This is a genomic window from Streptomyces griseus subsp. griseus (assembly GCF_000720255.1).
Lineage (GTDB): Bacteria > Actinomycetota > Actinomycetes > Streptomycetales > Streptomycetaceae > Streptomyces > Streptomyces griseus_I.
On sequence record NZ_JOJE01000014.1, the window covers coordinates 149,538 to 163,295 of the forward strand.

Here is a 13,758-nt window from a genome sequence, read left to right on the forward strand (position 1 = left end):
TGCGGGATGATTTGGCGATGGCGTGCTGACTCCCGTGCTGGTTCGGTGCTGACTGAAAGCGCACGTCATCACCTGTCTCCACCTCTCCCTTGCTGACTTGGTGCTGACTACGCTGCGTTGAACTCGGGCATCCGTCTTCAAAGTGGATACCGGGTAGCACACACCGCCACCCTCATCCCTGCCGCGAACGGCTCGACGGAGCCGCGTCAGTGCGGATGGCGATAGGGTCCGGGCATGTCAGACGCGATAGCGACCGCGATCACTGCGGCGGCGGGCCTCGGCGGAGCGCTTCTCGGCTCGGTACTCCCGCAACGCTTCAACGCCCGCGAACGCGCCGCCGAGGCCGAAATCGCCGACCGGAGAAGATCCTTCGAGGAGCGGCGAGAGGCATACACGGCCATGAACCGTGCCGCCGAGCAATTCCACACGCTCCTCAAGGACGCCCTGCACCGCATCCGTGACGGCGTCTATGCCGAGGAGGACCGCACCCGTCTTGAGGATTCCCGCAGGGAGTACCGCGACCGCTACGCGGCAGCCCAAATGATCGTCCCCTTGCGGATCATGGAGGCCTCGCGAGAACTCAACAAGGTGCTCGCTGAGGTCGACGCGGCGGCCAAACGCAATGACCGCGGCCTCGCGCGTGACGGCGAGAGTGCAGAGCGCCTACTCGTCGAGGTAAGGCAGGCGGAGCCCCGGCTGGTAGCGATGCGGACACTGATGAGGGAAGACCTGGGGATCCGGGACTAGAGATCGTCTTCAAAGTTCAGATCCAGAGCAGGATTGAGGCGATGGTGACGGCGGCCTGGAAGGACTCGCGGGCCTTTGGCGTAGCGGGTGGCCAGGCCGCGCCATTGCCTGAGGCGGTTGAAGCAGCGTTCGACGACGTTGCGGAGGCGGTAGACGGCCCTATCGACGCCGGGCGGTCGGCCGCCGGCGGGTGTACGTCGGCGGCGGCCGGCGGCTTGGTCCCTGCCATTCGGGGATCGTGTGGCGGATGCCGCGTCTGCGCAGGTAGGTGCGGATCCTGCGAGAGCTGTACCCCTTGTCGGCGATCACGTGGTCCGGTGTCGTGCGGGGTCGGCCGGGACCGGTGCGAGGGACGTGGATCTCGGTCATGACCTGCTCGAACCGAGTGCAGTCGTTGGTGTTGCCGCCGGTGAGGTGGGCAGCTGTGGCAGGGCTTTTGCTGACCTAATGCTGACTCTGCTGACACATGGTCAGACGCGCACGGCGCCCCGCCGCCGCCCGGCGCGGAGCCTTGCACGCAGGCGTCGCCGACATCCGGGCCCGCAGCACGGACGGTGCCAACCCGGCCTGGACCGCCCGTACCGCGCACGAATGGGAGTACTGCTTCGCCGCGCAGGCCCACGAAGCGCGGGGCCGTACCTGCTCGGACTGCCGTGCCGCACCGGGCGAGAAGTGCGTCTGACCGTGCCGGGCGCTCCCAGCTGCACCGGGGCCGGACCCGGGACGCCGAACAGGCCATGCAGGTGCCCGCGCACCGCATTCTGCCGCCGGACGCCGACCGTTACTTCATGCCGCTGGACCCCGACTGCGCCGACACTCTGGTGGTGTCGCTGCACAAGGACGTGGCCACGGAGCTGGCCCGTTCTCACTACGAGGCTGCGGTGCTGCTGTGGCTTGTGCTGGAACAGGCGGGACAGCGACGGGCCACCGTGCTGAACGTGAAGAACCTCCAGGTGGCGTTCTTCCTCATGCCGCTCGACTACCTGGCGTCTGGTGAGGTGCTGGAGGCCGTCGACCGGCTGGCCGCCCGCGGCTTCGTCGAGCGGGTCGGCGACAGGGGCGTGCGCGTCAACTCCGCGGCGCCCTGCCTGCCTGTCACCGTCCACAACCTCCCGGGACAGAACACCTTAGAGCTGGGCGATGGACCCGTTCAGCTCCACGAACGACAGGCGCTGCCGCAGCTGGTCGAAGGACCTGACGATCGCGCCGAGGAGGTTGATGGACGCGCCCTGGCCGTTGCGCAGGTTGCGGGCGAACTGGGAGAGGGAGCCCCACTGGTTTTCCAGCCCCGCGTAGTCGATGCCCAGTTGCCGCGAGTTTCCGGGGTGGTAGATGTTGTTGTAGACAAGGTCGAAGATCGGCCCGAAGCGGGCTGCCTCGGAGAACGCCTGGATCATGATGACGAGGGCGCGGCCCACGCTGTCGTTGTACCCCCGCGAGGTCCCGAGATTGCGTGCCGCGTTGTAGATGGCCTGCGGGTTGATCGTCAGGCTCTCCCGGGTGTTCCCGGTCGGCAGGGTGGAGTAGTTACCGGTCTGCCTGAGGGAAATCGAGTTGCCGATGCCCAGCGCCCGCTGGAACTCGGCCGCGCGGCCGTCGTCGAAGACGTAGTGCTGTTGGTCCCCGCGCGAAGTGTAGAAACCCGCCACGTAGAGGTTGTTGGCCCACAGGTAGATGGAGACGAGGTCGTTGCCCCCGGTATCGCGGATCCGCACCTGGATGAGCCGGCCCCGCTCCTCCGTGGTCTGCGTGACGGCGCGTTCTTCCGTGGGCTCTCCGTAGCTGAGCCGGTGGATGGCGTCGACGACGTGGTAGTACGCGAGGGCGTGGTCCTGGCCCCCGGCGGTGATGTCGGAGATGTTGTAGTCGATGATCTGATAGTTGGCTGCCGAGGCCGTCGAGCTGAGCCCCGTTACGAGACCCATTGCCACGGCCAGGGACAGTAACGCGGCGCAGAGTTTTCTTGTCACAGAATTCGCCTTTTCGAGCCAGATCGCCGGACCAGGTGTCCGGCCGCATGTCATTCCTGCGGAACGCTACGGCCGTCGGCTGTTCGGTCGTTGCCTCTGCGTGCACCGCCTCTTCCCTGTCCGCGCACAGCGCCGCCGTAGCCGGCCAGGCGCGTCGCCACACGCCGGCCAGGTCCGTTCCTGCGCTTGGGGATTTGCCACGGGTGCTCTCTGCGGGCAGGCCGTCGCCTCCGCTAGGGCGGACAGCGAAGCGCAGCCTGCGGCACCCGCTGGCCGAGCTGCGTCAGGCGAACGGTCCCGGATCGCCGCCGGGTTCGTGGGGGAACCGTTGATCTGCGACGCTCGCCGAGACGGGGCACTCTGACGCGACATCTCGGTGCGCACGAGCGGCTCGGCGACGAGCGCGTCCGTGCCCTGCGCTGGCTCCTGAGTGGTCGTAATGGCACCGGATTGCAGGGTTTTTTGAAGGCTCCGAAGGGACTGCGACCCGTCGAGAGCGATCTTCAGAAAACGAGTTTTTCTGACAGTTCCCCGGCTGGGCAGCGGGTGGGTGAGCTTTGGCAGAAGGCCTCGCGCGCCGGACAGCAGATTCTGGAGGTCCGCGCGAAATCCCCTTGCTCAATGGTCAAGAATCGTTGACCATTGCTCGCATGCCTACCGACGATCTTCCCGAGACGTTTCACGTCACCACGGACGAGCAGCTGCGCGCCGTCTCCAATCTCACGCGCCACCGGATCATGGCCGTGCTCCGCTTCGAGCCGGCGACGATTACGCAGATCGCCGAGCGGGTGGGCCTTGCGAAGGGGAGTTCCAGCTATCACGTGCGGCTGCTGGAGCGGGCAGGCCTGGTGAAGGTGGTACGGACGCGGAAGGTGCGGGGTGTCACCGAGCGGTACTACGCGATGGCCGCACGGTCGATCGAGCTGCCGGATCCGGGCAAGGGAGGGCCGGATGTGCTGATGCGCCATGCGGTGGCGGACCTGGAGTCGTCACCGGTGGATGAGCGGCACGTACGGATGGCGCATCTGCGGCTCACCGAGGAGCAGTTCGCGCAGCTTGGGGCGCGGCTGCAGGCACTGGCGGACGAGTACCGGGAGCTGTCCGATCCGTCGCTGCCGGACGCGTCACTCGTCTTCGCACTGTTCCACCCGGCACCGCGCGAGCAGGCTGAGCGGGGCGCCAAGTGACCTCAGACGTTCGGAAGTTGCCGACCGGGTTCGGACGGCTGTGGACTGCGCAGACGGTGTCCTCACTCGGTGACGGGGTGTCGCATGCCGCGCTGCCGCTGCTCGCGTTGACGTTGACGCGGAATCCGATGGCGCTCGCCGTCGTCACGGCCGCCGGAACGCTGCCGTGGCTGCTCTTCGGCGTGCTCGGCGGTGCGCTGGTGGACCGCTGGGACCGCCGACGCACGATGTGGGTGACAGACGCGGCGCGTGCGGTGCTGCTCGCGATACCGGCGGCAGCGGCCGCGCTCGACGTGCTGAGTATTCCGCTGCTCGCGGCCGTCGCCTTCTTGCTCGGCCTCGGCGGACTCTTCTTCGACACGGCCGCCACGGCCTACCTGCCCGATCTGCTCGGCCGCGAACCCGCACTCTTGGAGCGCGCCAACTCCCGCTTGCGCGGAGCCCAGACCGCCATGTCCGGCTTCGCGGGGCCGCCTGCGGGCAGTGCGCTGCTCGCGCTCGGGCGGGCGGTTCCGCTGCTCGCCGACGCGGTGTCGTTCATGCTCTCCGCACTGCTCGTACGGTCACTTCCTGCCATGCCCCGGCCCGTGCCGGAGACCCGCGAGTCGCTGCTTCGGCAGGCGCGGGCCGGGGCTTCGTACGTCTTCCGGGACCGGCTGCTGCTCGGGCTCGCGCTCCGCCCAGCGGTCGGGAACGTCGCCTTCCTCGCTGTGGAGACCGTCCTCGCCCTCTTCGCGCACGACCGCCTCGGCATCGACACCTACGGCTTCGGCCTGCTTCTCACGGCGGAGGCCACCGGCGGCCTGCTCGGTGCGGGCATCGCCTCCTACCTTGGCCGGCGACTCGGTACCGGCACCGCACTGACCTGCACGGCCGCCGTCGAAGGGCTTGCCATCCTGGGCCTTGCCGCTGCCCCGAACCCGTACGTGGCCGGGCTTGCGCTCGCCGTCTGCGGGGCCGGCATGGGCGCCACGATGGTGCTCGGGCCCTCCCTCCGGCAGGCGATCGTCCCGGCCCACCTCATGGGCCGGGTCGCCTCCACCTCCCGCATGCTGGCCATGTGCGCCGCCCCCATCGGGGCCTTCCTCGGCGGCTGGCTGGCCACCACCTATGACATCCGTACCCCGCTCTACGCCGCAGCCGTCCTCCTCCTGGCGATGACGGCCGTCACGGCATCCATGACCAGCAACCGCCGGGTCGAAGCGGCGCTGCGTGCAGCCGCCCCTACCGGCGGTCCAGATCACCCGGCATCCAAGGAACCCGCCCAGGAGAGTGCACCCGACTTGTTGTGACGCCTGCCGCGAAGCGTCACAACAAGTCGGGTGCCAGGCCCCCGCGGGGCGCAACGAGTGGCAGGTCGGTCTCGTGCGCCGACCGTCAATCCTCGTCGTTCTCGTCGTCCTCGGCGACGTCCGGGTCCCGGAAAGGGCGCAGGCCTTGGTCGGGGCCGCTGGCTTTGATGTTGAACAGGTAGCGGCCCAGGAAGTTGATGTGCCGGTCCTAGAGTGGGGAGAGGCGGGCAACGTCTGCGTCCTTGATGTCGTGGCCCTCGGCACGGAGCCGGACAACGGCGGCGTCCAGGTAGCGGGTGTTCCACAGGATCACGGCGTTGAGGACCAGGCCGAGAGCGGCGAGCTGGTCTTCCTGGCCTTCGCGGTACGCCTGGCGGATCTGGCCGCGGCCGGCGTGGCAGATCGCGCGGGCGAGGCGGTGGCGGGATTCCTACACGGTGAGCTGCCGGTTCATCAGGCGCCAGTAGGTGTCGTCGACCGGGTCGACCAGAGCGAGCAGGTGCATGGTCTTGTCGATGCGCCCCTACTCGGCGAACGCGGCCCCCAGCGGGGTCGGGTGCCCTTCGCGGCCGAACATCCGCAGCAGGTCGTAGGCCCGGACCTGGTTGGTGATGAGCGACCCGGCCACGCGGAGCATGTCCGGCCAGTGCGTGGCGATCTTCTTCAGGTTGACCTTGCTGCAGGCCACGGCCTCCAGCGGCCCGTACCCGTCGGCCGGCTTCTCGCCGTCGGGCAGGTCGGCTCGCCAGAATCGCTGGTCGGCTAGGTCGCGGCAGCGTCAGGGACTCCGGTTCGCCCACCGCGCCAAGTTTGTCCACGCTCAGCCGGGCACGTCCCCCGCCTTCGGGGACGACGATCTCCGCCTTCGCGCCGGCGCCGGCCTCCTCCAGGCGGTCGGCCATCTGCCGCCAAGCCGCGTCGAGTTCGCGGGTCAGCTGGGCCAGGTGCTCGGCCGCGTCCTCGGTCAGGAACAGTCCACGAACCCAAGCGGCAGCCGCATCCCGTGTGCTAGCCGACCATGATCAATTTCAGCGGCACTTTCTGTACCGCAACTACTCACGCCCGGGTGCGCAGGCATGCGGGTCATTCCCCGCGCCGACTCTGGTCATGGACATGCAAAACTGGATAGTGTGTGGCGCGCCACAGACCACCCGCTCCGAATCGGGGTGGAGCCCAGTCCGTAAGGAACTCACAGCAACGTTTCTTCGATTGGAGACACAGTGCGTCGCAAATTCACAGCCGCAGCCCTCGCCATTCTGTCGGTGACCGGCCTCCTCGCTTCCAGCGCGACGGCACACGCCTCCGTCTCCAACGGCTACATCTCCGGATCTGGCTCGCTGCTCGACGACCTCGGCGACGAAGGAGACATCCACCCGGGGAACATCAGCGGCGCGACGGCGGTGTGGCAGGCGATCCTCTGGGCCGACGGCTACCTCGACTTCTCCTACGCTTCTTCGGTGGACTGTAACTTCGGCCCCGCGACCAAGGCTGCTACGAAGGCATGGCAGGCGGACCACGACCTCGATGACGACGGCATCGTGGGGAAGAAGACCTTCTCCGCTGCGGGCAAGTACCTCATCGACGCGGGGCTGAGTGCGACGAACCGCAACATGCGAATCGTCGAATACGACTCCCCTAAATCCTCCCTGCGCGTCATCGCGCAGCGCAACGAGACGAATGGCCGCTGGCTGGTCATGATCGGAAGCAGCGCCACCTATCGCTACGCCTCCTATACCAGCTGCTGAGCAGGAAGGCGCCTCGCGAGAGTCCTTCCAGGCAAGCCCGGGGGATTCGGGAGGTTATCACCGCCCGCTGTTCAGACATGAGTCATGGCCGCTACCGGGCGGCAAGGAGTCGGCCGACCGGCTCCGCCGGCGTGGTGTCCGCGCTGGCGTGCACGGTGCTGGACGGCCGGCCAGTCACCGTGACCGGCTCACATGACGGAACAGTGCGAATAGTGGATCTATTCACCGGCCGGCCCGTCAGCCGGCCCATGACCGGTCACACCGACGCGGTTGATGCGGTGGCGTGCATGGAGCTGGAAGGCCGGCCGGAGCTCCAGTTCAGGACGATTGCGGGGTCGGCTGCGGCTCGCCGTCAGCCTTTGGACCGCCGGCGAGAGACCCGAAGTACCCGTCGAGCAATATGAGCAGTTGATCCACGGCGTGCTGGTCGTCCTCGGGTGACCACGGTTCCGCGGGGCGGCCCTCGGGAAAGGCAAGATTCAGGACCAAGCCCGTCCAGACCAGGTTCGTCCCAAAACCCAGTTTGGCGGCGAGCCACTCCTGAGAGGACGTTCTGAGCCGGTATGACTGTCTTGTGGTCGCCTGATCGTGTGGGTTTGGGCGGTTGGGGCTGGTCGAGCGGCTTGGTCCTGCTGCGCTGTTCGGGTGAGTGACCGCAAGCCCTACAAGAGCGACCTGTCCGATGAACGTTGGGCGCTGATCGAACCAGTGATCTCGGCATGGAAGGCCGAACACCCTTCTCCGACGGGCCATCAAGGCCGGTACGAGATACGGGAGATCGTGAACGCAATCCTGTACCAGGGCAGGACCGGCTGCCAGTGGGAATACCTCCCGCACGATCTGCCGCCGAAGTCGGCCGTCTACTACTACTTCGCGGCCTGGCGCGATGACGGCACGGACGTGAAGATCAACGACCTGCTGCGCTGGCAGGTCCGGGAGAGGGCCGGGAGGTCGGAGGATCCGAGCCTGGTCGTGATCGACACGCAGAGCGTCCACGCAGCGGTGAACGTGCCCGCGGCCACGACCGGGAAGGACGCGGCCAAGAAGGTGCCGGGTCGCAAGCGCGGACTTGCGGTGGACGTCCTCGGCCTGGTCATCGCCGTGACCGTGCTGGCCGCGAGCGCCCACGACAACGCCTTCGGGGTCGCTCTGCTCGGCCAGGTCGCCCCCATCGGCACCATCAAGAAGGCCCTGGTGGACCAGGGCTTCAAGAAGACCGTCGTCGATCACGGCACCACGGTCGGCATCGACGTCGAGATCGTCGAGCGCAACCCCTCGGACAAGGGCGCCGGCTTCGTTCCGCAGGCCAAGAGGTGGATCGTGGAGCAGACGCTCGGCATCCTTATGCTGTTCCGCCGGCTCGTACGGGACTACGAGAGCCGCCCGAAGACCTCCGAGTCCAGGGTACGTTGGGCCATGATCGACGTGATAGCGCGCCGACTCACCGGCCAGACCACGCCCACCTGGCGCGGGTGACCGCGTGGACGCCCAGGTCACACCGCTCCTGGAGCGGATCGACGCACGCGAACGCGAGCTCGGCACCGCCGCGGAACAGCTCCGCACGCAGATCGACGAACTCACCGCGCGCCTGCGTGAACTCGACGAGGAGATCGAAAACCTGGCGGTGACCCGCAAGACGCTCCTCGCCCTCCCGCCGACCGCCCCGGAACCGACCGAGGAGCCGCCCGCCCTGCCGGCCCACCCGGCCTACCAGCAGATCCTCGGCACCTTCGCCGAGGCTCCCGGACCGAAGCGCGCCCGCGACCTGTGCCAGGCCCTGGACCTCCCGCTCACGGCGAAGAACATCGAGAGCATCCGACACAAGCTCAAGCGCCTGGTCAGCCTGGGTGTTCTTGCCGAGACCGAACCGGGCCTGTTTGCCCAGCGCCGCCCGTAGCAGCCCTCCAGCCCGGGCCACCCGTCCGTCACGGCTGCCGCACTCGCCAGCCGGCTCACGACGCGATCGCTAGTGACCCGTCATGCGGAGCCACTGCATCGTTGTGACGAGCTCTTCGCCGAAGCCCTCGCAGAGCGCGAGCAACTCGCGACCCGTGGACGAGTCGAGCAGCCCTGCGGAATCGGGGAGAACCCCAAGAGCACCGTGGCAGGCTGTCTCGACTGCGAAGTGGCGCGACGCGAAGTAGCCCTCGCCCGCCCGGTCCGCCAGGTCGGCGAGGTACTGACGGTGGGCTTCCTCCGCGGGGTGAGAGTAGAAGGAGCCCTCGACGAGACCGTCCAGGTAGTTCGCCAGGCCGGCCGACGCTTCGACCACTCGCCCGACTTCGTCCACGCCAGGCTTGTCCAGCAGTTCGCCGAAGGTCAGCAGGTTGCTGATGGTCTCCAACTGGAAAAGCTGGACCGTGTCCGGGTCGACTTCAGATGTGAAGAGCGGAGCCGTGCACAGCTCGGCGATTGCTCGCCGGTATGCGCCATCCGACTGTTCACCAGCGGGTGATGCTGCCAGTCGGAACAGCGACTCCAGCACAAACTGGTCGACGCCCCACTCTGCATCCAATTCGAACGCGAGTATCGGCGCGCGCCACCGCCACAGGGCCAGGACGGCCGCCTGCCGCTGGTGGACGGGCTTCAGGTCCGCCAATCGTTCGATCCGCACCACGTTTCTTGAGCCAGCCCTTCTGATCTACCGGCCCCCAGCCGCCCCCTTTACCTCGGGACACTGTAGAAGCCGCTGAAGGACCACGTGACCGCCAGGACCGCGCCTGGCACAAGCCAACTACGGGAATCGGTCATACCGGTTCAGAATGCCCTCTGAAACCCGTTCAGCAGGTCCCCTGCTGCCGCGACGTTGTAGCCGTTGAGGAACCCGGTCACCGACTCGAAGGTGACGCGGCCTACGAACATGCCCGGACGCGTCTTGAAGTCTTCCCAGAAATCCTGGCGGGACTGCACTGGCTTGCGCATGGCACGCCCCGCACGACTCCAGGCAGTGGGAATGTCCGACAGATCGCTGCCGACCCCCCACGTGGAGTACGAGACCACCTCCGGCCCCACGCCAAGCGCGGCAAGGAGCCTGCCCGCGCGCGCGGCCGAGTCGACCGGACCGCCCTTCCGGGTCCAGATGTGCGTTCCCGGAGCGTCCCCTTCGTGATGGGTAGCGACGAAATCCGTGCCCTCCACCACGAAGAACGCCGCCCGGACCCTGCCGTGTCCGTCCCACGAGGTCTCAAGAGTCAGCCTCAGCCGACGGGCCACCGCGTCCAAGTCCACCGAGAGACAGGCGAACGAGTACAAGGGCCACCCGACGCTTTGGAACATCGAGACTTGCCGGGCCGGATTGGGTCCGCCCGGGGGTTCTGTCGCGGGCTCCCAGCCGTCCTCCGCATCCGGTACGTACATCAGTTCAGTCACAGGGACAGTCAACCAGCACGCGGCGGCCACGATGTGACGGCCGACAGCAGTCTTGCAGCACCCACGACCAGCTGTTCACGCAACTACGGCCAGAGCCGCTTTCAAAGAGCGTCATCAGGGGTAGCTCGGTGGCCATGGGGGCCATCGGGATCCGCATGGCGTCGTCCCCGCGCCCGCGGGGGTAGCTCCACGCGGTCGACCTTGCCGGCGGTGGTGCCCGTGTCGTCCCCACGCCCGCGGGTGTCTGTAAGCACTTCCTTGGGCTCCACCGCACGGAACTGAAGTGGCTCCCCGCGTGAGAAGTTGATCTGGCTCCACTCTGCGCTCATGGCGCTTCATGGATCTTGGACGTCGGGATAGGGTCCGGCGGGAGGTGCGGGGGAAATGAGTTTCCGACTGGCGGCGTATGCCGTGTGCATTGAGGGCGGGCGGGTACTGCTCGCCCGTCACGTGCCGTTGAAGGGCGAGAGCAACTGGACCCTTCCGGGCGGCAGGGTCGAGCACGCGGAGGATCCGTTCGACGCGGTGATCAGGGAAGTCGCTGAGGAGACCGGCTGTGATGCGGTGGTCGAACGCCTGCTGGGAGTGGACTCCCGTGTGATCCCGGCGGCTGAACGTGCCGTCCCCGGCGGACCGGAGCATCAGAATGTCGGCGTCTTCTACCAGGTTCGTATCACCGGCGGCCAGCTGCGGCCCGAGCCGAACGGCAAAATTGTTGAGTCGGTCTGGACTCCGATTCCCGATGTTGCTTGCCTGCGCCGGTCATCGCTGGTCGACATCGGCCTCGCCCTGGCTCAGACGCTTCCGGCAACCGGCCACGTCGCTCCCGTCCCGGTCGGCGGCCTGATCCAGCACTGAGGCGCCATCAACAATCCGAACTGGCTTCCCCGCAGACGGCGCCGTTCGCCGGTGGGCCGGTCGGCAGTACCGCGACGCCCTTTGGGGTGAATGCACTGGTCCGTCCGCTCAGCAACGGCAGGGATTGTGCGTCGATCACGGTCATGTCGGAGTCCGTGTTGCTTGATCACGGTCATGTCGGGAGGCCGCCCCAGTCGCCAACCCAGTCCGCAATTGGCTCTTCGGCTCGAGGACCTCGTTGCTTCCGGCGCCGATAGCGACCAGCACAGGTGAAGCTCAGCTCCACCGCTATCGGTGCCCCTGCTCGGCGGGGGCCTCGATAGGCGTCTCAGCCCCAGACCAAGAGCGTCGATGACCAGGCCGCACCCGTTGGTAACAGTTGTTACCATGCATGAATGGCAAAGACTCAGCTTGGCGTACGCATCGACCCCGAGGTCAAGAAACTTGCCCAGGCCCGGGCCAAGGACCGCGGCCTGGACCTCGGGGACTACATCGCCGGTCTCGTCCGTGACGACGCCGACGGCCTGCGCCAGCGCGGCCTGGACGCCGCTCGCCGCTTCCTCGACGAGCACCAGCAGCTCTTCGACGAGGCCGAGGACACCGACCGCAACGCGCCGGGAGCACACGCCGCGTAATGGAACTGCACATCGACGTCCCCTGGATCCTCCAAGTCGCAGAAATGGCCGGCGCAGGAGACCCGGCCCCCGACGACTACGGCGTGCCGGTAGCCGCCGTCGCCTGCCACAAAGCCGAACTGCTGGAGCAGCCGGTTTACGACGGCCCCTACGCCCGAGCTGCGGCGTTGGTCCACGTCCTCGGCCGCTGCCGCTGGCTGGAGCGCTCCAACATGGCGGTCGCCGCGGCCACAGGCGTCATGTACCTGGAAGCCTCCGGGATCCCGGTCAAACCCACCCGCGAGGACGCGCTTGCCTTGCGTGACCTGCTACGCAACCCCGCCTGCGCTGCTACCGGGATCACCGCCCTGCTGCGCACATGGCCCGTTGCCAGCTGACCCCAGCACGGCCCTGCTGCGGTTCCCGGCTGAGGAGGCTCCCGGCCTGGCCGTGCAGGTGATGACCGGGATGTAGACGTGCAAGCCCAGCAGGAAGCCTCAACGAGTCCGGGGTGTGGAACGCGAGGACAGTGGCGGGGAGAGCATGGCGGGTGGTCGGATAGGGCGGATCTGGCGTCGACCCCGCCAGCGCCCCCGGTCGCCCAACAGCCGTGAGACATGCGGGAGGGGTTCCGCGCTACGTGAGGACGGCAGGATGCCCGAAGCGCTGGTGGCGTCGGGCTGCGCAGACGCCTCCCGCAGCTTGGCCACGTATTCGTCGGGGCAGGCTGCGAACACCTCTTGGCCAATGCCGCCGGGGCTGCCCCTACGTTCAGTGCAATGCCCAAGCCAGACAAGCCCAGATGCCGACGGAGCTGATCGCGCACGAAGGGCAGTACGCGGCAATGTTCGCGGCGCAGCCGAGGGCTACCAGTCCGGGACCGCAGGGTCGGAGGAGACCGTTCTGGCACAACCCGTGAAGGCGAGAAGGTGACATGGCTCCTCGCCGCCGTGGCGGTTTTTCTGCGGGTGATCGAGCGTCATGGCCAGCGATGACGGCGATGAGCCGGATCTTGCTGATGGTCGGCCTGCCTCGCTGCTGCCCCGGAGAGCGCATCCAGCCGGATTCGTGGTGCCCCGAGCGGTGCGCTGGATAGGTTGCTCCGATGAAGCTGCCCGCGTACTGGATGACGCGTCCTGCTCCACCCCCGGACCGCAGAACATCAACATCCTTCGACCGACTGCTGGAGCAAGCGCTCGCGAACGGTCCCGATGAGCCCATCGACTACCGGCTCGATGCGCCGAGATGGCAGTTCCTCTGCCATGCCGCAGACCGCGGCAGGCTGCTGTTGCACGGCTCGGGTGACCCGGCGATCAGCCGCTTCGAACCGCGGCAGCCGGATGACAGCAGTGAGTTCGGCAACCGGCGCGCGGTCTTCGCCGCCGGCGACGGGCTCTGGCCGATGTACTACGCGATCCTGGACCGGGCCCGCCACCCGATGTCGTTGATCAATGGCTGCGCCCGTCTCGCCAATGGCAGCGAGCGGCTCGGCGAGCCGCACTACTACTTCTCCATCAGCGCGCAGGCGCTGAAGCAGCAGCCCTGGCGTCCCGGCACGGTGTACCTGCTGCCGGCCAGCACCTTTGAGCTGCAGCCGCGGATGCGGGTCGGCGATGTCTCGGTGCAGCCAGCCCAATGGGCAAGTCCCGTACCAGTGACCCCTGTCGCCAAACTGGCCGTGCGGCCGGAGGACTTCCCGTTCCTGGACCAGATTCGCGGCCATGACGATGAGCGGGTCTGGGCTCGTGCCGCCGCGGACCCGGATGGCTTCCCCTGGCATGAGAGGGCGTGACACATGCGGTGCGGCGCGGCTGAGCCCGCTTGGGTTGCCGGGCCCTGAGCTTGTCTTTTAACCTCGGTTGCGTTCCGATCACGCGGAACGGGAGAGTTGCTCGCGCACCCATGCGGGATCGGGATTGGTGTGCGGCTGACCCGCCACGACGACGGTCGGCACGGTCTCGTTGCCGTCGTTGGCT

The 13,758-nt window shown here is 67.6% G+C and carries 15 protein-coding genes and 2 pseudogenes; 11 read left to right on the forward strand and 6 right to left on the reverse strand.

The window, feature by feature from the left end; genetic code table 11:
• Window positions 1-234 precede the first annotated feature (234 nt).
• Window positions 235-747, forward strand: a complete 513-nt coding sequence (locus IG99_RS20920) for a hypothetical protein (protein WP_037676177.1) — start codon at window positions 235-237, stop codon at window positions 745-747.
• Between the two features lie 16 nt (window positions 748-763).
• Here the strand turns inward: IG99_RS20920 and IG99_RS50410 are convergent.
• Window positions 764-1,170, reverse strand: a pseudogene (locus IG99_RS50410) (IS5 family transposase); the annotation flags it as partial.
• Window positions 1,171-1,213: 43 nt separating this feature from the next.
• On the opposite strand from IG99_RS50410, the gene IG99_RS47705 reads away from it, so the two are divergent.
• A complete protein-coding gene (locus IG99_RS47705; RefSeq protein WP_037676178.1) occupies window positions 1,214-1,429 on the forward strand; it encodes a hypothetical protein in 216 nt (71 codons plus the stop codon).
• Window positions 1,430-1,874: 445 nt separating this feature from the next.
• On the opposite strand, the gene IG99_RS20930 is transcribed toward IG99_RS47705, so the two are convergent.
• A complete protein-coding gene (locus IG99_RS20930) occupies window positions 1,875-2,672 on the reverse strand; it encodes a ribosome-inactivating family protein (protein WP_037676179.1) in 798 nt (265 codons plus the stop codon).
• Window positions 2,673-3,367: 695 nt separating this feature from the next.
• On the opposite strand from IG99_RS20930, the gene IG99_RS20935 reads away from it, so the two are divergent.
• Together IG99_RS20935 and IG99_RS20940 are read left to right on the forward strand one after the other, a co-directional pair.
• Window positions 3,368-3,904 (forward strand): ArsR/SmtB family transcription factor, encoded by a 537-nt coding sequence (locus tag IG99_RS20935; protein WP_037676180.1) that lies wholly within the window; start codon window positions 3,368-3,370, stop codon window positions 3,902-3,904.
• Window positions 3,901-5,196 carry an MFS transporter gene (locus IG99_RS20940; RefSeq protein ID WP_037676182.1) on the forward strand — a complete coding sequence of 432 codons (1,296 nt, stop codon included), beginning with the start codon at window positions 3,901-3,903 and terminating at the stop codon, window positions 5,194-5,196. Before IG99_RS20935 ends, IG99_RS20940 begins: the two co-directional genes overlap by 4 nt.
• Window positions 5,197-5,281: 85 nt before the next feature.
• Here the strand turns inward: IG99_RS20940 and IG99_RS50415 are convergent.
• Window positions 5,282-5,974: pseudogene (locus tag IG99_RS50415) on the reverse strand (Tn3 family transposase); the annotation flags it as partial.
• A 442-nt stretch (window positions 5,975-6,416) separates the two neighbouring features.
• Between IG99_RS50415 and IG99_RS20950 the strand changes: the two are divergent.
• The 3 genes from IG99_RS20950 to IG99_RS20960 all read left to right on the forward strand — a co-directional run bounded on the left by IG99_RS20950 (window position 6,417) and on the right by IG99_RS20960 (window position 8,838).
• Window positions 6,417-6,941: a peptidoglycan-binding domain-containing protein gene (locus IG99_RS20950; RefSeq protein WP_051865685.1), complete on the forward strand. Its 525-nt coding sequence runs from the start codon at window positions 6,417-6,419 to the stop codon at window positions 6,939-6,941.
• 645 nt (window positions 6,942-7,586) lie between these two features.
• A complete protein-coding gene (locus IG99_RS20955; protein ID WP_037676183.1) occupies window positions 7,587-8,417 on the forward strand; it encodes an IS5 family transposase in 831 nt (276 codons plus the stop codon).
• Window positions 8,418-8,421: 4 nt separating this feature from the next.
• Window positions 8,422-8,838: a hypothetical protein gene (locus IG99_RS20960; RefSeq protein WP_037676185.1), complete on the forward strand. Its 417-nt coding sequence runs from the start codon at window positions 8,422-8,424 to the stop codon at window positions 8,836-8,838.
• A gap of 69 nt (window positions 8,839-8,907) precedes the next feature.
• Here IG99_RS20960 and IG99_RS20965 read toward each other — a convergent pair whose 3' ends face one another.
• Both IG99_RS20965 and IG99_RS20970 read right to left on the reverse strand, forming a co-directional pair.
• Window positions 8,908-9,555 carry a hypothetical protein gene (locus IG99_RS20965; protein ID WP_234311907.1) on the reverse strand — a complete coding sequence of 216 codons (648 nt, stop codon included), beginning with the start codon at window positions 9,553-9,555 and terminating at the stop codon, window positions 8,908-8,910.
• Window positions 9,556-9,698: 143 nt separating this feature from the next.
• Window positions 9,699-10,310 carry a hypothetical protein gene (locus IG99_RS20970; RefSeq protein WP_158973214.1) on the reverse strand — a complete coding sequence of 204 codons (612 nt, stop codon included), beginning with the start codon at window positions 10,308-10,310 and terminating at the stop codon, window positions 9,699-9,701.
• A 384-nt stretch (window positions 10,311-10,694) separates the two neighbouring features.
• On the opposite strand from IG99_RS20970, the gene IG99_RS20975 reads away from it, so the two are divergent.
• The 4 genes from IG99_RS20975 to IG99_RS20990 all read left to right on the forward strand — a co-directional run bounded on the left by IG99_RS20975 (window position 10,695) and on the right by IG99_RS20990 (window position 13,574).
• A complete protein-coding gene (locus tag IG99_RS20975) occupies window positions 10,695-11,168 on the forward strand; it encodes an NUDIX hydrolase (RefSeq protein WP_037676191.1) in 474 nt (157 codons plus the stop codon).
• A gap of 395 nt (window positions 11,169-11,563) precedes the next feature.
• A complete protein-coding gene (locus IG99_RS20980) occupies window positions 11,564-11,803 on the forward strand; it encodes a hypothetical protein (protein ID WP_037676192.1) in 240 nt (79 codons plus the stop codon).
• Window positions 11,803-12,180, forward strand: a complete 378-nt coding sequence (locus IG99_RS20985) for a hypothetical protein (protein WP_037676193.1) — start codon at window positions 11,803-11,805, stop codon at window positions 12,178-12,180. Before IG99_RS20980 ends, IG99_RS20985 begins: the two co-directional genes overlap by 1 nt.
• 707 nt (window positions 12,181-12,887) lie before the next feature.
• Window positions 12,888-13,574 carry a hypothetical protein gene (locus IG99_RS20990; protein WP_037676194.1) on the forward strand — a complete coding sequence of 229 codons (687 nt, stop codon included), beginning with the start codon at window positions 12,888-12,890 and terminating at the stop codon, window positions 13,572-13,574.
• A gap of 78 nt (window positions 13,575-13,652) precedes the next feature.
• On the opposite strand, the gene IG99_RS52385 is transcribed toward IG99_RS20990, so the two are convergent.
• Window positions 13,653-13,758 (reverse strand): thioredoxin domain-containing protein (locus IG99_RS52385; RefSeq protein WP_463607317.1); only part of this gene is annotated, 106 nt, incomplete at its 5' end.